This window comes from Exiguobacterium sp. PHA03 (assembly GCF_041945985.1).
In the GTDB taxonomy this organism is placed as follows: domain Bacteria; phylum Bacillota; class Bacilli; order Exiguobacteriales; family Exiguobacteriaceae; genus Exiguobacterium_A.
In genome coordinates this window covers 87878-107931 of the sequence record NZ_JAUTYQ010000001.1, presented here as the reverse complement: position 1 = coordinate 107931, position 20054 = coordinate 87878, and the positions used below count along the sequence as shown (strand labels likewise).

17 protein-coding genes are annotated in these 20054 nt (G+C 45.3%); 3 read left to right on the top strand and 14 right to left on the bottom strand.

From position 1 onward, the window contains the following. Positions 1 to 30 precede the first annotated feature (30 nt). The 6 genes from Q7C19_RS00565 to Q7C19_RS00540 all read right to left on the bottom strand — a co-directional run bounded on the left by Q7C19_RS00565 (position 31) and on the right by Q7C19_RS00540 (position 4817). A complete protein-coding gene (locus Q7C19_RS00565) occupies positions 31 to 615 on the bottom strand; it encodes a YqeG family HAD IIIA-type phosphatase (protein WP_035409311.1) in 585 nt (194 codons plus the stop codon). Between the two features lie 136 nt (positions 616 to 751). Then, positions 752 to 2092, bottom strand: a complete 1341-nt coding sequence (locus Q7C19_RS00560; RefSeq protein ID WP_035409769.1) for an ArsB/NhaD family transporter — start codon at positions 2090 to 2092, stop codon at positions 752 to 754. Between the two features lie 59 nt (positions 2093 to 2151). Next, positions 2152 to 2931 carry a phosphatidylserine decarboxylase gene (locus tag Q7C19_RS00555; RefSeq protein WP_290753160.1) on the bottom strand — a complete coding sequence of 260 codons (780 nt, stop codon included), beginning with the start codon at positions 2929 to 2931 and terminating at the stop codon, positions 2152 to 2154. Beyond that, positions 2924 to 3412, bottom strand: a complete 489-nt coding sequence (locus tag Q7C19_RS00550; protein ID WP_035409313.1) for a thioredoxin family protein — start codon at positions 3410 to 3412, stop codon at positions 2924 to 2926. The genes Q7C19_RS00555 and Q7C19_RS00550 overlap by 8 nt, the downstream gene beginning before the upstream one ends. Before the next feature lie 13 nt (positions 3413 to 3425). Continuing rightward, positions 3426 to 4559: a beta-aspartyl-peptidase gene (gene iadA / locus Q7C19_RS00545; protein ID WP_375091411.1), complete on the bottom strand. Its 1134-nt coding sequence runs from the start codon at positions 4557 to 4559 to the stop codon at positions 3426 to 3428. 63 nt (positions 4560 to 4622) lie between these two features. Beyond that, entirely contained in the window at positions 4623 to 4817 is a 195-nt protein-coding gene (locus tag Q7C19_RS00540) for a YjzD family protein (protein WP_035409317.1), read from the bottom strand. Positions 4818 to 5015: 198 nt separating this feature from the next. Here Q7C19_RS00540 and Q7C19_RS00535 point away from each other — a divergent pair, with 198 nt between their 5' ends. Then, a complete protein-coding gene (locus Q7C19_RS00535; RefSeq protein ID WP_056060040.1) occupies positions 5016 to 5825 on the top strand; it encodes a Cof-type HAD-IIB family hydrolase in 810 nt (269 codons plus the stop codon). A 51-nt stretch (positions 5826 to 5876) separates the two neighbouring features. On the opposite strand, the gene Q7C19_RS00530 is transcribed toward Q7C19_RS00535, so the two are convergent. The 7 genes from Q7C19_RS00530 to Q7C19_RS00500 form a co-directional block, all read right to left on the bottom strand. Beyond that, positions 5877 to 6728, bottom strand: coding sequence for a YitT family protein (locus Q7C19_RS00530; RefSeq protein WP_035409321.1), 852 nt, complete (start codon positions 6726 to 6728; stop codon positions 5877 to 5879). Positions 6729 to 6915: 187 nt separating this feature from the next. Further along, entirely contained in the window at positions 6916 to 9216 is a 2301-nt protein-coding gene (locus tag Q7C19_RS00525; RefSeq protein WP_375091410.1) for a glycoside hydrolase family 65 protein, read from the bottom strand. Between the two features lie 225 nt (positions 9217 to 9441). Continuing rightward, positions 9442 to 10473: a LacI family DNA-binding transcriptional regulator gene (locus Q7C19_RS00520; RefSeq protein ID WP_056061891.1), complete on the bottom strand. Its 1032-nt coding sequence runs from the start codon at positions 10471 to 10473 to the stop codon at positions 9442 to 9444. A gap of 34 nt (positions 10474 to 10507) precedes the next feature. Next, on the bottom strand, positions 10508 to 12031 hold the full coding sequence (locus Q7C19_RS00515) for an alpha-amylase family glycosyl hydrolase (RefSeq protein WP_375091409.1): 1524 nt from the start codon (positions 12029 to 12031) through the stop codon (positions 10508 to 10510). Between the two features lie 22 nt (positions 12032 to 12053). Further along, a complete protein-coding gene (locus Q7C19_RS00510) occupies positions 12054 to 12887 on the bottom strand; it encodes a sugar ABC transporter permease (RefSeq protein WP_035409327.1) in 834 nt (277 codons plus the stop codon). A 1-nt stretch (position 12888) separates the two neighbouring features. Further along, positions 12889 to 14244: a carbohydrate ABC transporter permease gene (locus Q7C19_RS00505; protein ID WP_035409329.1), complete on the bottom strand. Its 1356-nt coding sequence runs from the start codon at positions 14242 to 14244 to the stop codon at positions 12889 to 12891. Positions 14245 to 14370: 126 nt separating this feature from the next. Further along, positions 14371 to 15627, bottom strand: coding sequence for an extracellular solute-binding protein (locus tag Q7C19_RS00500; RefSeq protein ID WP_035409778.1), 1257 nt, complete (start codon positions 15625 to 15627; stop codon positions 14371 to 14373). Positions 15628 to 16082: 455 nt separating this feature from the next. Between Q7C19_RS00500 and Q7C19_RS00495 the strand changes: the two genes are divergently transcribed. Together Q7C19_RS00495 and Q7C19_RS00490 are read left to right on the top strand one after the other, a co-directional pair. Then, complete coding sequence (locus Q7C19_RS00495) at positions 16083 to 17870, top strand: glycoside hydrolase family 13 protein (RefSeq protein WP_290786531.1); 1788 nt, start codon at positions 16083 to 16085, stop codon at positions 17868 to 17870. A 140-nt stretch (positions 17871 to 18010) separates the two neighbouring features. Next, complete coding sequence (locus tag Q7C19_RS00490) at positions 18011 to 19162, top strand: cation:proton antiporter (protein WP_375091408.1); 1152 nt, start codon at positions 18011 to 18013, stop codon at positions 19160 to 19162. A 68-nt stretch (positions 19163 to 19230) separates the two neighbouring features. Here Q7C19_RS00490 and Q7C19_RS00485 read toward each other — a convergent pair whose 3' ends face one another. After that, positions 19231 to 20004 carry an enoyl-CoA hydratase/isomerase family protein gene (locus Q7C19_RS00485; protein ID WP_035409335.1) on the bottom strand — a complete coding sequence of 258 codons (774 nt, stop codon included), beginning with the start codon at positions 20002 to 20004 and terminating at the stop codon, positions 19231 to 19233. Positions 20005 to 20054 lie beyond the last annotated feature (50 nt).

The window sequence follows — 20054 nt, the reverse complement described above, 5'->3', positions numbered from 1 at the left end:
CCTTCCCTTTCATCTACCGATCTGACAGGGTTATTGTTGCTTATCCTGACGAAGTGTTTCGATCGGATGCTTCAGTGCAGAAGGATCTTCCTTGACGCGTTGTGTCAATTTATAGATTCCTTTGCGTTTCATCCGGTGGAAAATGACACGTTCCATCAGGCGATTGAATTTCGTGACGACACCGTCCGTCTTAACGACGGGTTGAACGTGGATGACTTCGATTCCAACGGAGTTTGCACCGAGTACATCCGTGAAGAGTTGGTCTCCTAAGAAGACGACTTCTTTCGCGTGATAGCCGAATTCCGTCAATGCCCGTTTAAACCCGATAGGAAGCGGTTTTCGAGCAGGCGCAATATAATGCAGTCCGAGTGGATCCGCGAACTTCTTAACGCGGTCTCCGTTATTGTTCGATACGATGATGACGTCAAAACCATATTGATTATTCACCATATCCAGCCAAGCAACCAATTCGTCTGGAGCATCTGCGATATTCCATGCGACGAGCGTATTATCAAGATCGGTCAAAATAGCTTTGACACCGTTTCGTTTGAGCATTTCAAGGTCGATATCGTAGATCGAAGCCACGAAATGTTTCGGATAAAGTCGTTTGAACAAGAATAAAACCTCCAGATAATGGTCTAGCTCTATAGTTAAGTTTAAGAAACAGTTATGCTCTTATCGTTCGATTATAGCACAATCAGGTAGCAAGAGCGACGCACAAAAGAAAACGGGAGGCGAACCTCCCGTTTTCTTAATAATACCGAATCCACAAATAGAGTTGGGATAGGATCAACGTCACAATCGTGATCGGTGCTCCGTAAATCAAAAAGCGCATATAGGTGAATTTTTCACCTTGTCGTGTCGCAAGACCCGCGACAATGACGTTTGCCGATGCACCGATCAATGTCCCGTTACCACCGAGACATGCACCGAGTGCGAGGGACCACCATAAAACATCCACTTTCGCATCTGCTGGTGTAAGTCCGATCCCAGCAGCGACATCATTGATGAGCGGGATCATTGTCGCGACAAACGGAATGTTGTCAATCGTCGCACTCGCGATACCGGACAACCAAAGAACAGCAGTTGCTGTCGTCTGAATGTCACCGCCTGTCAAATCAATCGTCTTCTCCGCAAGATATCGAATGATACCGGCTTCCTGAATTCCACCAACAAGTACAAATAGTCCGGCGAAGAAAAAAATCGTCGTCCATTCAACACGTGCAAAGATTCCTTCTAGCTGATGATCGTTTTCAATCGTTAGCAACATCAGGACGGTCGCTCCAAGAATTGCGATCGCTGGTGCTTCGAGATGGAGTCCGATTCGATCAAGCATCGGATGCAATACGAAGAGTGCAATCGTACTAACGAGTACGACACTACTCCGCGTGACGAGTTTTCGACTGACAATATAACTCTTTTCATCGATTTCCATCAATTTTTGTCGATCTTCTGCCTCGACATGCAGTTGCTTCCGGAAGACGAAGTACAGAATGCCGATCGTCACGACCGTAATGATCAGGATGATCGGTGCAAGATTCAGCAAAAAGGCATTGAACGTTAAGTGTGGATTCGCGGCACCGATCATGATGTTCGGTGGATCGCCAATCAAGGTCGCCGTCCCACCGATGTTCGCAAATAATACTTCGGCGAGCAAGAACGGAAACGGCGCGATTTTAAGTATCTTTGTAATCGAGAAAGTGATTGGGACAATCAATAAGACTGTCGTGACGTTATCCAAAAAGGCAGATCCAAGTGCCGTCAATGCGGATAATAGAATCAACACTTTGATTGGGTCGCCTTTTGTTGTCTTCGCTGCACGAATCGCAATATATTCAAACAATCCAGATTGATTGGCAATCGTAACGAGAATCATCATCCCAATTAATAAGACGATTGTTCCCCACTCGATGTATTCAAATAATGCAGTCTCGAGATCCACAATGCCGACGATGACCATCGCGAGCGCTCCGAGTAGAGCGACGATCGCCCGGCTTACTTTTTCACTGATGATGAAGCCATAGGTCACTAAAAAAATGATAAGTGCGATATATGTCTGGACCTGTGTACTTCCGATTTCTGCTAATGCCATTGCCGGCATGATTCATTCCTCCTAAACGTAAGGAGACGCCCTGAACGGGCGCCTCGCTCTCATGAATGCCATTGTCCGAGGCGTTGCCCCATTAAAACTGGTCCAATCGCTTGTGTATCTAATGTCAATGCATCTTTCGGACAGATCAGGACGACCGTTGAACCGAAAGAAAAGTATCCGAACTCATCTCCTCGACGAAGTTCCTTTGCTTCGTTTGTCCGAACGATTGAGTTGACGTTGAGTGCACCGACCATGACATGTTCAAGTGCATGTTTTCCTTGGACGATACGTGTCACGCGACGATAGTTCCGTGTCAATGGACGAAGCGCATGTGTGAGACCGATCTCATTCACCGGTGCCGAATCCCGACCGAGCGTATAACTGGTCCGGATCGTTCCGTCCATCGGTACATGGACACGGTGGTAGTTTTGCGGACTCAAGTAAAAGATCATCACACGTCCCCCGACATATTGTTGCGCCTCGTGATGGGAACCGAGTAACTCTGATACCGTATACGATTGTCCTTTGACGGTAAAGCGGCTATCAGCCGTCAAGTCGTCAACGACAGACAACATACCGTCACACGGACTGACGAATGCGCCTTCTGATTGATCAATTGGTCGCATTTCCGGTTTGACATGACGAATGAAAACGTCATGTAAACTCGAATACGCTTCTAAATTCCGAGTCGCTTCTGCCATATTCAAATCATATGCCCGAACGAACGGACCGATGAACGGACGACTGACCCGGCTCATCGCAAACCGTTTCAGCTGTTTGGCAACAAGCGGGTGTCCATTTAACTCGAACACGCGAGAGTAGAACCATTTTTTAATCATTGAGATCACCGGACGATTCTTCTTTTGAATCCTTTACTTCTTTTCCAGCAAAGAACTCTTTATAGCTGTCTTCTGTTTGTTCACCAGCTACCCGTCCGACTTCCTTACCGTCCTTAAAATGAACGACCGTCGGTGTACCCTCGATGCCAAACGTGTCCCAAGCTGACTGTTCGAAAGCAAGATCGATTTGTTCGAACGGAATGTCTTGTTTTTCACCAAGCGGAACAAGATATGGTTTTACTTTTTCGCAGTGCACGCATCCCGTTTGATAGAAATACGTATAGAATTCGTCACCGGATTTTACTTTATCCGAGACTTGTGTAGCTGTTAGATTGCCATTCTTCGATGCGGAATCATCACGATCCGTGAAGACGAGCAGTAATCCCCCAACCAATACGATCAAGGCAATGACTCCCGCTGTAATCCAGTTCGCTTTGGATTGCGGTTTTTTCGTGTTTTTTCGTTTCGACTTCTTTGACACGTCTATCCCTCCGTCATTCTGGTATAAGCCATTTTTTCTGAATCATTATAGCATGACCATTCGCAAGAATCGTATCGATTTGCAAAGCGTCATCAATCAGTAACAGATCAGCACGTTCTCCGGTCGCTACCTGCCCACCCGAAACGCCATATGCATCCGCGACATGTCGCGTGATCGTCGAAATTGCATGATCAAAAGCAACACCATGCTCTACTGCATCGCGCACGGCTTGCATCAAGGAAGATGGTTTTCCTGTATCGATTCGCACTAATCGACCTGCATCATCAAACGCCGGAAGACTTGCACCAGCGTCGCTCGACATCGTGATCTGCTCGGGTGGGATTCCCGCTGCTAGAGCACGGGCAACAGCCTGCCCTGCCGGAATCTCTCCTTCATCAACGAAGCTTTCTGTCGTACACGTCGTGAAATCGATTCGTCCGCCCTGTTTCGCCCAAGCGAGTCCCGCCTCAAAAATCCGTTCACTCCGATTGATATGCGTCGGGAGAAATTGCCCTATTGGAATATCAGTCGTTTCAATCACTTCATGTAATAAATCAAGCCCTTGTTTCCCGTCTCCGATGTGGACGTTCATCGTTCCCGACACGCCTTTGACCATGCCGGCGATTCGAGCCTCTGATGCTAACCGCGCGAGTTCATGGGCAGTCGGCTGTGTCGATCGGTGATCATTGATGGCAATCTCTCCGATGCCAATCACTTCATTGATGAGGACGATATCATGCCCTGTCGAATGTGTCAGGAAGACGGGTGGCACCATGTAACTTCCGCTCAAGAGAAAGGGACGAATACCGGATGCGGCATATCCTCGTATGTGTGCCAGTAGATCAATTCCGGTTCGCGTCCAGCCATCTGTTCCGAGCAATCCGACGACTGTCGTGACACCGCCTTCGAATATGTCACGAACAGTCAACGGAGCCGTTCGTGTCGCAAATCCGCCTTCCCCTCCTCCACCAATTGGATGTAAGTGTCCATCGATGAAACCAGGAACTAGCCGTTTGCCGCGACCATCAATCCGGTGTGTAATCAGTGCTTCATCTATGGTATAGGAACCGATTCCGATGATCTGATTTCCTGCTATGTAGATATTTTGCGGCATCTGTTGCCACATGACCTGTTCGATAACGATCATCGCTCATTCCTCCTTAAGACAAAAAGCGAGCCTATCGTCCAAGTGACGATATCTCGCTTTTCCTTATTCTGCCTTAGTCCCTTGACCAAGACCTAAATCTTCATTGACGGCATCGAGTGCGAAGACGACAAGTGAAGTGACGACAGACATCGCTGTCGCGAATCCAAAGCTATACGATACTGCATCAACCGCTGATACGATGAACACGGCTGTGTTCACGAGTAAGAATGACCAAAAGAATGTAACGAGAAAACGCATGATTTCCCCTCCGTTTCCATAACGTACTATAGTGTTGTCCTACGATTTGTAGTATACCATTTTTTAATCTAAGCAACAGCCTTTCTCCGTTTTTTTCAAACGCTTTCTTTTCCTTGAAAAACTTCATCAATTCATACAGGCGACTGTCACTTCGTATGCTACAGTAGAACTAACGAAAAGAAAGCGGAGGATTTCATCATGACTCGTCACTTAATTGCTGTCGATCTCGACGGCACCCTTTTAAAGGATGATAAAACGATCAGTGTGGCGAACATCGCTGCGCTTCAACGTGCACGTGCAAACGGTCACGAAGTCGTCATTGCGACAGGACGACCGTTCCGTCACGCTCGAAAATATTACGAACAGCTTGGATTAACGACACCGATCGTTAATTTTAACGGTGGTCTCGTCCATCACCCGCAGAATGTTCATTTTGAAGTCCAGCACCATCCAATTCCACTCAAGACCGTCCAACATATTTTGGAATCCGTCGCTGAAACAAAGACACAAAATATCGTTTGTGAAGTCACGGATCATGTCTATTTTCAATATGATCCAGTCGGTATCTACGAATTTTATACCGATCATGCCTTGTCTGTCACAACAGGAGATTTACGAAAAGTACTTCTTCACGAACCAACGTCACTTTTGATTCATGCTAAAGGAGAACATGTCGATGAGATTCGTTCCGAACTATCCGGTGTCCATGCTGAGACAGTACTTAATCGTCAATGGGTAAAACCTGAATTCATGGTCGAAGTGATGCGAAAAGGTACAAGTAAGGCGATCGGTCTTGCTCACATCGCGCATCATCTCGGGATTGATTCCCGACAGATCGTCGCGTTTGGTGATGAGGAAAATGATTTGGAAATGATCGAGTATGCTGGTCATGGTGTTGCAATGGGAAACGCCATCCCTGCCTTAAAACACCTGGCAAATGGCACGACGAAGCGAAACGAGGACGATGGTATCGCGTACTATTTAAAACATGTCTTAGGACTCGCATGAAGAGATACGAAAAGGCACTTGCTGCATATCGCAGAGCAAGTGCCTTTTTCATTATCCTTTTCGGAAGTATCCAACGACCGAGTCCGTCGCGACGACGTTGATGAATACTGTCTCGTCCGCTTCCCGACAAATCCGTTCGATATCCCGCAATTCGTGACGCTCAATGACCATCATCAACGTCGCTTTCTCAGCTCGTGAATACGTACCGATCGAAGGAATCTGCGTGATTCCACGAATGATATGCTGATGCAGAGCCGTCGTGATGTCATCCGCATGATTCGTGACAATAAAAATCGTCAAGCGTTGGTTACTTGTATGAATCTCATCGACGACCTTAGAAGTCACGTAGATGAAGACGATCGTATATAAGGCAGTCGACCAGCCGAACAACGCACCTGCCAATAATGCGATCAAAAAGTTCAAGACGAACAGATATAAGCCGACACTGCGATCGGAGAAACGGGCAAAGATGAGGGCGACGATATCAAACCCACCCGTTGAAGCACCGAATTTAATCGTGATACCGGTACCAATCGCAAGCAAGACCCCTCCAAACACTGCATTCAGTGTCTGATCACCTGGTATGACAGCATATTGAGGAATAAGACCAATAAAAATTGTCGTTGCCAGAACCGAAATCAACGTGACGATTGTAAAACTCCGACCTAACATGATCCATGCAAGCACGATCAAAGGTAAGTTCAGCGCTAAGAACCAAACGTTTTCACCAAACGCAAACGCTGTATTTTGAAGGACTTGCGTCAAGATTTGGGCAAGTCCTGTAAATCCAGTCGAATAAACACCACTTGGAATCAAAAACCAGTTCATGGCAACGGCAATGACGAATCCTCCGATCGTAGCCACGATCACTTTTAACATACTTTCCTTTACTACTGCTGTCACATGCCGTTCTCCTCTCATTCATAACTATCTTGAAACACTTTAGCACATTCAAATGTCGTCGGATAGTCAAGATTTCCAAAGATTGATGTTCTTTTTCATGATGGCGTTTTCATTTGTGACAAAGGTGTCCTCTAATTCGTGTTACAAAAAAAAGAACCGACTTGGCATCAGTTCTTTTTCATCGTATTTATACTGTCATCGAAGCTGGCACCGTAATATTTCCTCCTGCCGGAACTTCTACAGTCGTTCCATGAACGTTTAAGCTGAATGCTTCGCCTTCCGTCTGAGTGATTTCGACGGCGTTTGGCTGAACATGGACATGGATATGATGACCGCGCCACTGCATCCGGAACGCATAGCTCGTCCAGCCTTTTGGCAACATCGGCTTAAAGGACAACGTATCGTTCGCTACCCGTAATCCAGCGAATCCATGGACGATCGACATCCAAGATCCAACCATCGACGTGATGTGTAATCCGTCTTCTGTATCATTGTTGTAGTTATCGAGATCAAGTCGTGCCGAACGTTGGTACAATTCAACTGCCTTTTCCTCATAGCCGACTTCCGCTGCAATGATCGAGTAGATACATGGAGATAATGATGATTCGTGAACCGTACGTGGTTCATAGAAATCGAAGTTCGCTTTCTTCTCTTCTAGACTGAAGCGATCCGTCAAGAAGTAGAGACCTTGCAGGACATCTGCCTGTTTAATGAATACAGAGCGAAGGATCCGGTCCCAAGACCAATTCTGGTTCAGCGGAAGATGTTTGGGATCGAGTTCAGCGACCAAAATTTGTTCCTTATCCATGAAGCCATCCTGTTGCATGAAGATACCAGGAGCTGCTTCATCTTTTGGATAATACATCTTCGCGTCGATATCTGCCCACTTCGCCAGTTCCTCATCCGTCAACGCTAATTGATGCATGAGTTCTTGCAAACGTTCTGGTTCTTCTTGTGCTAGATGACGGTGAACGGTCTGTGTATATTCGAGACACCATGCTGCGATCAGATTCGTATACCAGTTGTTGTTCACGTTGTTCTCGTATTCATTTGGTCCCGTCACCCCAAGAATCATGTAGACATCCTTATGCACCACATAATTGACACGGCTTGCCCAATAACGAGCAATCTCGACTAACACTTCAAATCCGTATTGTCCGAGATACGACGTGTCACCCGTGTAGTTCGTGTAATTATAAATCGCATGCGCGATCGCGCCGTTCCTGTGAATCTCCTCATGCGTAATTTCCCACTCGTTGTGGCACTCTTCTCCATTCATCGTCACCATTGGATAAAGCGCACCCTTCATCCCGACATTCTTATCCGCGTTTTCTTTTGCTTGCGGTAATTGATTATGCCGATATTTGAGTAGGTTCCAAGCCACTTCCGGCTTCGACGTCGCGAGGTAGAAGTTCAAGCAGTACGCTTCTGTATCCCAATACGTCGCACCGCCATACTTTTCGCCCGTGAATCCTTTCGGTCCAATGTTAAGACGTGAATCTTCGCCTGTGTATGTCTGGAACATATGGAAGATATTAAATCGAATCCCTTGTTGTGCTTCGACATCTCCTTCAATCTTCACGTCTGCTTCTTCCCAGTGATGCAACCACGCTGCTTCATGTGTCGCAAGTAATGTATCAAATCCGGATTCGAAAGCGGTATGAACCCGTTTCATCGCTTGTTCCAGTAATGCGTCGATGTCATAGTCACGATTCGTTACGAGCGCAACGAATTTCTCGACAGTGACACCTTCTCCGACTACTGCTCGTTTCGTAAAACGATTCGCGACATACTGCGTATTGCCGTCAACGACTTCACAACGTGCGCCTTCGACATCCGTGATCATAGCTGCTGTCACATGCCAATCAAGCTTTTTCGTCTTCGACGTGACGTAACCAAAACGCTCTTCGATTCCGTGTTCAACGGGAAGCCAGAACTTCTCATCATAGTTTGAGTCTTCATTCTCAACATCCGCATCGAGATACGATTCAATGATGATCTCTGCTTCGAAATTGACAGGTGTTACCGTATATTGCAAGGCTGCGATTTCTTTATCGACAATCGAGAAGAAACGTTTGGATTCAACTTTTATTTCCTCTTCCCCATGTTTCAACAGCATCGTCCGTGACAACACACCGTGTTGCATATCGAGTTCGCGTTTGAAGTCGACGACTTCCCACGTGTTCAAATCAACTGCTTTTCCATTAACGGATACTTTTAAGCCCATGATATTGACAGCATTGAGTACTTTCGCGAAGTATTCCGGATAACCATTTTTCCACCAACCAACACGTGTCTTATCTGGATAATAAACACCTGCGACATACATGCCTTGATGTGTGTCACCTGTGTACTCTTCTTCAAATGTACCGCGCATTCCCATATGACCGTTTCCGATCGATGTCATCGATTCTGCTAGTCGATTATCTTCTGGATGAAAACCAAGCTCTGTAATTTTCCACTCATTGACCTCAAAAAGTCGTTTCATCGTCAAGTCGCTCCTTTTATGCTAAACATGTCAGCTAGCCTGATCATGTAAGCGTTTCATCTGTACTCTACATTCTTTATTGTACACATAAAAAGCTTCAATGCAATCGTTTGCACGAAAATAAATTTCTTTTTCTGCAACCGCTTCCTTTTACTAGGAATAGATGTCTCTTGCATCAAAAAAAGTCTATGATTAAACCCGTCGGTTTAAACATAGACTTTCGTTTCATGCTTCGGATTTTCCGCCACAAGACTGACGGACGACAAGATAGTGTGGGACAATGACGCGTTTCCCATAAGGCGTCGCATCTTCATTGATTTGTTCAATCAAGCAATTCGTTGCTTCAAAGCCAAGTCCAAAGATATTGATTTCGACAGAAGTCAACGGTGGACTTGAGAATTCTGCGATGAACAAGTTATTGAAACTGACGACAGCCATTTGATCTGGTACACTGATGCCCATCTCATTGAGCGTACTCATGACACCAAGTGCCATCATGTCGTCACTGACAACGACAGCGGTCGGTGGGTGTTCAAGTGACATTAGTCGTTTGACTGCTTCAGCCCCTCCTGTCGTCATAAATGGTGCGCTGACAATATAAGACTCTTGAATTGGAATGCCCTCTTCCATGAGAGCCGTCTTGTATCCGCCGACACGCTCTTGCGTCACGGCTAAGTCCTGTGCGCCACCTACGAATGCGATGCACTCGTGTCCGAGTTGATGTAAATACTTCGTTACCTCTCGACCTGCCAGATAATTATCCGTATCGACATACGTGACGTGCGACGAATCACTGAATGGTTTCCCGACGACGACGAACGGGAACTTCGAGTCTTGCAAAAATTGAACGACTTTATCATCCGTTCGGGAATAAAGAACGACGACACCATCGACGCGGCGACCCTGAACCATCGAGACGACACCTTCGTAAACCTCTTCTTCCGAGACACCTGTCGTCATATAAAGCGAATATCCATTTTGATGCGCTTTTGTACTAATCCCTCGAATGACTTCCGAAAAGAATGGATTTTGAAGCGTTTTTGTTGCGGCACTCGGCATGACGAGACCAATCGCTTGTGTCGTCCGATTCGCTAGACTGCGCGCATGAACGTTCGGATAGTATCCGAGTTCATCCATCGCCTGTCGTACCCGTTCTTTTGTCTTTTGACTGATACGCGAACTGTTCGCGATGACGCGTGACACCGTCGAGGGTGCGACATTTGCCTCCCGTGCTACATCCTTGATTGTTACCTGCATCCCCTTCACCTCACATTTCCCCTACTTAAGTATTTTATTTCGTTTGACGTTGCATCCGTTTACGGTGAACGAGAAGAAGTATGAGCGCTAAAATTGGAGCGATTGCACCGATTGCGACGATCGACCACCAATTGACTTGTGATTTTTCGATGACGTAGCTATTTGCGCTACTTGCATCGAGCGTGATTTCATACGCGTCACCATCTTGACGCACCAAGTCTGAGAATAAAAGACCTCTCAAACGCTGATCATTACCGATTTCCTTCGCAGATACACGTAAGCTCGTTTTTTTCTCCCCAAGATTAATCGCATAAACGACTTGTTGTTGTTTGGTTTCCCGTGAGTAGACCGCCATATGATCCGTTTTTGCGATCAAGCGTTGCTTCCCTGTGGCAAACGCTGGGTAGTCCTCGCGCATCTCATTCAACGTTTTTACGTACTGTTGCATCTTCTTGTTTTCATCAAATGTCATCATCATCCGGTTTCCGGGATCCTCACCGCCTGGCATCGCTACCTCTGTTCCTTGGTAGACGATTGGCATACCTGGAGCAGCATAGAGTGCAAACAGCGCTAATCGAAGTTGACGCTCCTCTTCTTTTGCGCCACTAATCTTCGCTTCCGTGATGAAACGTTTGACATCATGATTGTCAATGAAAGTTGCAAGTCCTTTAGCATTCGGATTAAACGTAGTATCTCGATTATAAACTGAATCGAGTTCTTCCGCTGAACCATTTTTGCGGGCAAACTGGTCCTTAACCCCATAATAAAACGGGAAATTCGTGACGGAATCAAAGCCTAATTTTGAATAGGAGGCAATTTTTCGCGGATCTCCGTCAAACACTTCAGCCAGTAAGAATAAGTTTGGATGCTTTTCCTTTACTGCAGGAATGAATGTTTTCCAAAATGCGGCTGGCACATGGCGAACCGTATCCAGTCGATAACCGTCTATACCCGTTTCATCGACCCAGTAGTTCGCAACATCAATTAAGTAATTCACAACTTCAGGATTTTCCGTATTGAAGTCTGGTAAATCAAATAACCAATTATTTTCGACTTCCGATGAGTTATTCCAGTTCATGATGGGTTGATTTTTATGGAACCAGTCCGGTTTTTCTTTGACCATTGGGTGATTCGGTCCTAAGTGATTGACGACAAGATCGAGAACGACCTTGATATCTCGGTCATGCGCTTCCTTGACGAGACGCTTGAACTCTTCTTTTGTTCCAAAATGCGGATCAATCTCGTAATAATCATCCGTCCAGTATCCATGATACCCATTTGGACGGTTCTTAAAGATTGGTGTTAACCAAATTGATGTGAAGCCTTTTTTCTTGATGTAATCAAGACGTTTCGTCACCCCTGCTAAATCTCCACCTTGGAAGGCTTTTGGATTCTCAGGATCCGCCTCTCGGTCATTACTCGGGTCTCCGTTCTCGAACCGATCAACCATGATGAAATACATCCGTTCTTTTTCCCAACTTGCTGCTTCCCCGATCATCGGTTGAAGTCCGATAGACAAGAGAAGCGGCAAGAGGAGAAGCATTATGCCTCGTCTCATGCCGCTGATTTCCCCCTTATGATTATCCTTTCGTTCCACCAGCTGTCAAACCAGAAACGAAGAAACGCTGGAATGCGAAGAAAAGAAGAACGATTGGAACTGCTGATAATACGGCACCTGCCGCGAATAACGTAAAGTTGTTGTCGAACTGCTCTGACACCATGTTATACAACCCGACCGCAAGCGTCTGTTTCTCAGGAGAACGCAGCACAAGCGATGCTAAGATGAAATCGTTAAATGGAGCCATGAAGTTGAACAACGCGATGACGGCGACCATCGGCTTTGCGAGCGGTAAGATGATTTGCCAGAAGATTCGTAAGTGACCGGCACCATCCATCCGTGCCGCCTCATCAAGTTCTTTTGGAATCGTATCAAAATATCCTTTGGCAAGATACGTATTCATTGGAATCGCGCCACCTGAATAGAGTAAAATAAGCGCCAGATGCGTATCAAATAATTCTAACATATTAAGCAGGACATAAATCGCAATGATTGCAACGAATTGCGGTACCATCTGCAACACGAGGAATAGGATTAGTGAATTTTTCCGACCGACAAAGCGATAACGTGAAAAAATATATCCTGTTAACGTAATCAAAGCGACGGATACCACCATCGTGATGACGGCGATCTTAATCGTATTCAAGTACCACATGCCGTAATCCGTTTTTGCTGGATCAAACAAATCGAAATAGTGAATTAATGTCGGATTACTTGGGAAAATATCCGATGTAATGCTTTTCCCTGGGTTCAGTGAGGTACCCACGACCCAAAGAAGTGGATAGACGATAATGATGGAGGCGATCGTCAAAATGAGATATGACAACGCCATATTAATTCGGTTTTGTTTTCTCATATTAGATCATATCCTCATCTTTGAATGATTTTGAACGCTTGAACTGAATGACGGCAATCGTCATGATAAAGAACGACAACACAAGCGTGATGGCTGCTGCGAATCCGTACTGCGGATTTGAGCCGAGCGATAATTTGTAAATCCATGAAATCAAGATATCCGTTCCACCTGCTGATTGTCCCGGTACTGCCGGTCCACCATTGTTGAAGAGATAAATGATATTGAAGTTATTGAAGTTGAACGTATACTGCGTGATTAAGATTGGTGCCGTTGCAAATAGAATCATCGGTAACGTGATTAGGCGGAATTTCTCGCCTGCTGTTGCTCCGTCAATCGTCGCCGCTTCATAAAGATCTTCAGGAATCGACTGTAAGATTCCTGTCGTCAGCGTCATGATGTATGGGAATCCTAACCACCACTGAATACCAATCAAGGCAAGCTTCGTATACGTCGGATCCGTCATCCAGTCGAGACCATTCTCAAGACCGATCGCTGGTAACAATGTCGTATTGAAAACACCGAAAGTTTCATTGAACATCGAGCGGAAGATCAAAATCGTGATGAACGCTGGTACTGCCCATGAAAGAATCAAGATCGAACGGAAGAAACGTTTTCCTTTGAGTCCTTTTTGATTCAGCAAGACTGCAAGGCCAATTCCAATTGCGATGACCCCTGTCGTCGAAGCGACGGTCCAGACAAGCGTCCAACCAAGAACGCTCACGAACGTATCACGGAAAATATCGACGGTGAAAATGTTCAGGAAGTTTTGGATGCCGATCCAGTCGACCAGCTTCGCTGGTGGTGAGTTGTTGAATTTGTAGTTCGTAAACGCAATCAAGAATGTAAAGATCAACGGTAAGACGACCGTGAACACTAAAAGTACTAGTGAAGGAATCAACATCGCGTACGGGAACCCGTTATCGCGGAAGTTCCGTAGTTGCATCTTCAAGGAAGGTACTTCGAGGTTCATGTCACGTAACTTACCGATTCGATACGCATCGATAAAGTTCCAGACGTAAATGGCGATACCAAAGACAAGTAAAATCAAGGCAATGATGCCCTCGACCATTAGAAAGATCGAGTGATCCCCCCTTACGCCTGGTACCTCACCGAGTGTAATCAAGCCCCAGATCGCTCCGCGATCGCCAGGACCATTTCCGGCTCCTTTGAAGAACAGTTCAAAGTTAACGAGGAAATATGAAAGTACGACAATAAAAAATGTCGCGCCTTTAAGGAATTGTTTATTGTATAGTTGTCCTACTCCTGGAATGATCGACATCAGCGCCGCAATCTTGCGGTGGTTCGTCTTTTTTTCAGGCGTTGGATTCGTCGGGTGTGGTGTTGCAATCGCAGCCATCGTCCGTTCTCCTTTCCAAAGGTCATGTCTGACCTCAGGCTTCTCTTCCAACCATAAAGATGAGGGGGAATCCAAGATCCCCCTCTCTTTATCTCTTTGTCATGGATTCATGCGTTCCACTTACGCTTATTGATTGTTTGCTTCGATTTGTTGCTTGATTTGTTTAACAGCATCATCTGCTGATTTTTGTGCGTCTTGTTTGTTCGTTGCAACAAGTTGAAGTGCTGCTGCCATCGGCTCCCAAACTTGACCCATTTCAGCGATGTTCGGCATAGGTACACCGTTTTTCGCTTGCGCGAAGACTGCTGCTGCGACTTCATTGTCCTTGATTGTTGCATCTTCTTGAAGTTCAGTGACTGGTGGGATCTCGTTGTATTTCTCGAACATTGCTTTCGCGTTATCTTTACCAGTGAGAGAAGCCAAGAACTTTTCAGCCCACTCAGCATTTTCTGAGTATGCTGAAATTGCGTATGTTTTTACACCAACGAAAGTTTTGATCGGTTCACCGTTTGGAAGTTTTGGAAGTTCCGAAGCTCCAAGGTTGATACCTTTTTCCTTATAACTTGCAACAGCCCATGGTCCGTTCATGACAGCTGCAGCTTTTTTATCACCGAAGAGTTGGTCCATGGCTTGACCACCGCCACCACCGATGAGACCTTTCGGGAAGAGACCCTCTTTATACCATTTACCGATGTAATCCATTCCTTCGACGGCACCTTTATTGTTCAAGCCGATATCTGCTGGATCCAATTTGCCACCATTGTCTTTAAAGACATAACCACCGTATCCACCGATTGGACCGTATGCGAAGTAGAAGTTGTCCCACAGAGCAAGGAATCCGTACTTACCATCTTTTTTCTTTTCAGTAGACAGTTTGTATAAGTCATCCATCGAAGTTGGTGCTTCTTTTAGTTCATCTTTATTGAAAAGGAGGATTGGTGTTTCAATGGCTTTCGGATATCCGTAGACTTTCCCGTCAAACGTTACTGCTGATTTTGCAGTATCGAGGAACGGCTCAAGTGCTTTTTCTCCGTCTTTAAGTTCAGCAATCAACCCTTGGTCAACGACTGTACCAATTTGATCGTGAGGAAGAAGCATGATGTCTGGTCCTTTACCTGCTGGTCCATCAAGTGCTACTTTCTTTTGCTGATCCGTCATTTTGACTTCTTTGACTTCGACTTTCACGCCTTCTTTTTCTTCGAACGCTTTAGCTGCCGCTTTTGTCGTTTCAGCTTTGTCTGTATCTTCCCAGACGACGATTTTAGATGGTTTTTTACTGCCTGATTCTGAAGATGAAGAATCAGAATCTGATCCACCGCCACATGCTGCAAGTGCACCCATTGCCATGACAGATACAGAAAGACCTGCTACGAATTTTTTCATTTCCATGATTGAAATTTCCTCCCCAAGTTAACTTATGAATGATACGTTTTAATGCACAACGTTTGCATAAAGGCACAACCATTTTCCCATGATAACAACCAAATGGTTGTAAGCGTTTTATGAAAACGTTTGCATCACCTTTACATTTTTATTATACAATCTAAAATCCTTTTGACAAGACCTTTTAATCAATTATTTTCTTACATTTCAAAAACTTTTTATTTCTGATTTCATTATTTGAATCAAATGCTAGATTGGATAAGCAAACAAAAAGAAAACGTTTTCATTTTTATCGTTTGCACAACATGATGCAAACGATTGCATCATACTCTCGACTTTTATCAGGAATCCTTGATTTCATGGGATTGCAATTGACTTTAAGAAAGCGCTTTACTATTCTTAGGTCGAAGATATAATCAATACGATGCAAGCGATTGCGTTAAGGAGTGACTGCCATGTTCAAAGAAGCTGTGTTTCACCGTGCGATGTCTCCCTTCGTCTATAAGTATGACGAGCGAACGATCCACATCCGTTTACAAACAAAAAAAAATGACGTTGATCGCGTCGATTTGATTTGGGGCGATCCGTATGATTGGCATACTGAAAACCCAGATGCCGCCGACTGGAACTTCGATCCCTCGAAATCAAACTACTGGAATACATTCGAAACGCCGATGAAGCGTAGTGGCTCTGATGAACTATATGATTATTGGTTCATTGATGTCGTTCCACCCTTCCGTCGTCTACGATATGGTTTCCGTCTCCATGACGGTGCGACAAGCCAAATCTTTACAGAGCGTGGATGGTTCGACGAAAAACCACTTGATGACACTGGATATTATTTCTGCGTTCCTTTCCTTAATGCAGTCGACGTATTTACTGCACCGGATTGGGTCCAGGATACGGTCTGGTATCAAATCTTCCCGGACCGCTTTGCAAATGGTGATACGACGAACGATCCTGCTGGTACACTTCCGTGGAACAGCACGGCACCATCGACGACGAATCTCTTCGGTGGAGATTTCCAAGGTGTCATCGATCATATCGACTACCTTGTTGAGCTCGGTATTACTGGCATTTACTTCTGTCCGATCTTCTTGGCGAAATCGAATCATAAATACGATACGATCGATTACTTAGAAATTGATCCACAGTTCGGCACGAAAGAAAAATTCAAGGAAATGGTTGATTTGTTACATGCACATGGTATTCGCATCATGCTAGATGCCGTCTTTAATCACGCTGGCTTCCACCATAAAGCCTTTGCTGATATCCGTGAACATGGTAGTCATTCGACATATAAGGAATGGTTCCACTTGCGCGATTTCCCACTCGTGACCGAACCGCTACCGAACTACGATACATTTGCTTTCGTACCTGAGATGCCGAAATTCAATACCGAGAACGATGAAGTAAAGTCATACTTACTCCATGTCGCCCGCTATTGGGTCGAGGAATTCGGAATCGATGGCTGGCGACTCGACGTCGCCAACGAGGTCGATCACGCATTTTGGCGTGATTTCCGTCAAGTCGTCAAGGAAGTCAACCCTGACACGTATATCCTTGGTGAAATTTGGCATGACTCACAGGAATGGTTGCTCGGTGACCAGTTTGACGCCGTCATGAACTATCCATTTACGAATGCCGCTTTGAATTTCTTTGCTTTAGATAAGACTAAAGCAACTTCGTATGCGAACGATATGTCGCATGTATTGTTCTCAAACACGATGAATGTCAATGAAGTGACCTTTAATTTAATCGGTTCACACGATACACCACGTGCGTTGACGCGTGCTGGCAATAACAAACAAAAGCTTCGTCTTCTCTTGTTATCGATGTTGACGTTCTCGGGTAGTCCCGTCATCTATTATGGTGATGAAATCGGTCTCGATGGCGATCAAGATCCAGGCTGTCGGAAATGCATGCCATGGGATCCAGAGGAGCAGGATCAGGAGTTATTCGCCTATACGCGACACTTGTTACAGCTTCGAAAGCAGCATAAGACGCTTGCGAACCAAGGTCACATTTCTTTCGTTCATGCGAATGATGAGACGAATACGATCATCATGCGTCGCATGAGCCCGGAAGGATTGTATTATATCTACTTCAACAATTCAGATGTTCCTGTTTCGCTGACCGCTCCACAAGCTGGTCGAGGACTTGATTTATTGACGAACACGCACCAGCAGACACTTGATGTTTCTCTCCCCGCGTATTCTGGAACGATCGTTCAAGTCTTATAACCACCTAAAAGCCTGTACACCCACCTTCTAAAAAGAAGTTTTGTGTACAGGCTTTTTTCTGTATCCGTTCTCCAAGATAAAAACAAGTTAATGAATGCCATCGAATTAGGGTATAGGGTACAGAAAGGAGGACATCCTCCATGGAAATTTTCTTTTACGCCGGTCTCATCCTCATTGGATTGTTTACGATCAGTTACTTGAGTGAACGATTCCACGTCCCGAGTATTCTGGCCTTCATCTTGATTGGAATCGTCCTTGGATTTTATTACGATCCTCCCGAAGAACTGAAACTCGGAGGAGAAGCGGGCATCATCGTCCTGTTCTTTTTACTCGGCCTAAAATTTTCAGTGGCGGACCTGCTGATTCAGCTCCGTTCCATTTGGAAAGCAGGAGTCATCGATATTCTACTTTCGTTTGGTGGAACAATCCTGTTGACTTTATCGTTCGGTTTTTCCATCGCCGAATCGTTTTTGATCGGCTGTGTCTTGTATGCGACGAGTTCTTCGATTTCAGCTCGACTGCTCGATCGGGAACCGGATAAACATCAGGATGTGAATCGCTTCGTGCTGTCCTTACTCGTCTTCGAAGATTTGATGGCACCGATCCTACTGACGACGGCCCCGTTCGTTTTAGGGACTGAGACGTTCTCGGTTGCCAAAATCAGCATCATCTTTTTAGGGTTCGCCTTCTTCTTCATTGCTTTAATCATCATGACGTTATTCATCCGAAGACGGAAACGTCTCGTCGATTCACTCTACCGTCATCCTGATGCCGGCATCGGAATCATCGGGTTAATCTTGTTATTTTCCGGTATCGGTATTTTATTCGGATTGTCAGAAGTACTTGGCGCCTTTATCATCGGTATTCTGTTAACCGAACTGGATGAGACGCGTTATCTTAGACGACTAGTCACGCCGTTTCAAGACTTATTATTACCATTGTTCTTTATCACGTTCGGAATGTCATTCGAGTTGACTGACGGATTACCGATTGATCTATTTTTCTTCGCTCTTGTCATTTGGGGAGTCGTCTCTAAATTCTTAGTCGGTTACCTCGGCGGAAGGTACTTTGGTCTATCGAATTATCATGCGATCGAATCTGGCTTCTGTCTTGGTCCACGTGGTGAATTTTCGATACTTTTCATCACGCTCGCTAGTGGTGCATTCGTGACATTGACTGGGATATACATTTTTGTTTCTGCTTTTCTTGGAATTTTACTATTCCGTATCTCTACAGGATTAACGAATCGCACCCATGCGACCGCACGAAAAATCAAAAAGAAATTGAATTAAAAAGACGTCGGCGCATCGTGCGTTTCCGACGTCTTTCTTCTATATATGTTCTTCCTATGTTCTTCGATTCATCGTCCGACAAAAACAGGGCGTTTTTTTTCGATGAAGGATTCAACAGCATGACGATGGTCTTCCGTTTTTCCAGCACGTGACTGGTAGACGATTTCTTGAGCGAGCATTTCCTCCAAATTATTTTCATAACTCGCTGCTTGCAGCTGCTTAATGTACCCGATCACTTTCGTCGGACGATTCGCTAGCTGACGAGCAAAAGCTGTGACCTCTTCTCCAAATTTCTCTGATTCGATGCTTCGTGTCGCAAGATTGAGCGAAACGGCTTCGTCTGCTGATATCGTATCACCAAGTAACGCAAGCTCCGTTGCTTTTGCTGCACCGATTAGCCGAGGTAAGAAATACGGAGCTCCTGCATCCGGGACAAGACCGATATTGATGAATCCGAGCGACAATTTCGCTTCCGCGTGGACGAGCCGGAAATCGCAGGCAAGCGTCAATGATAAACCGGCACCTGCCGCTACACCATTGATGGCAGCAATCGTCGGTTTTTTCGATTTAGCGATTGCCCGAACGACAGGATGGTAATACTGCTTTAGATATTCACCATGGTCGAGCTCAGGAGAGACAGTTTTTAAATCTTGTCCTGCGCAAAAACCGCGTCCTTCACCAGTCAAGACGATGACTCGTACTTCTTCATCTTGATTTGCTTCTTCTAAAGCGTCTGCGAGTTCTTCTAATAAATTCGAGGTTAATGCATTCAATTGTTTCGGTCGAGCGAGCGTTAACGTCGCAATCTGATCCTTGACGACATAATTCAGTTCTCGTTTCATCGGATTCCCCTACCTTTTAAAAATGAATGATTGTTCATTATGATGTATTC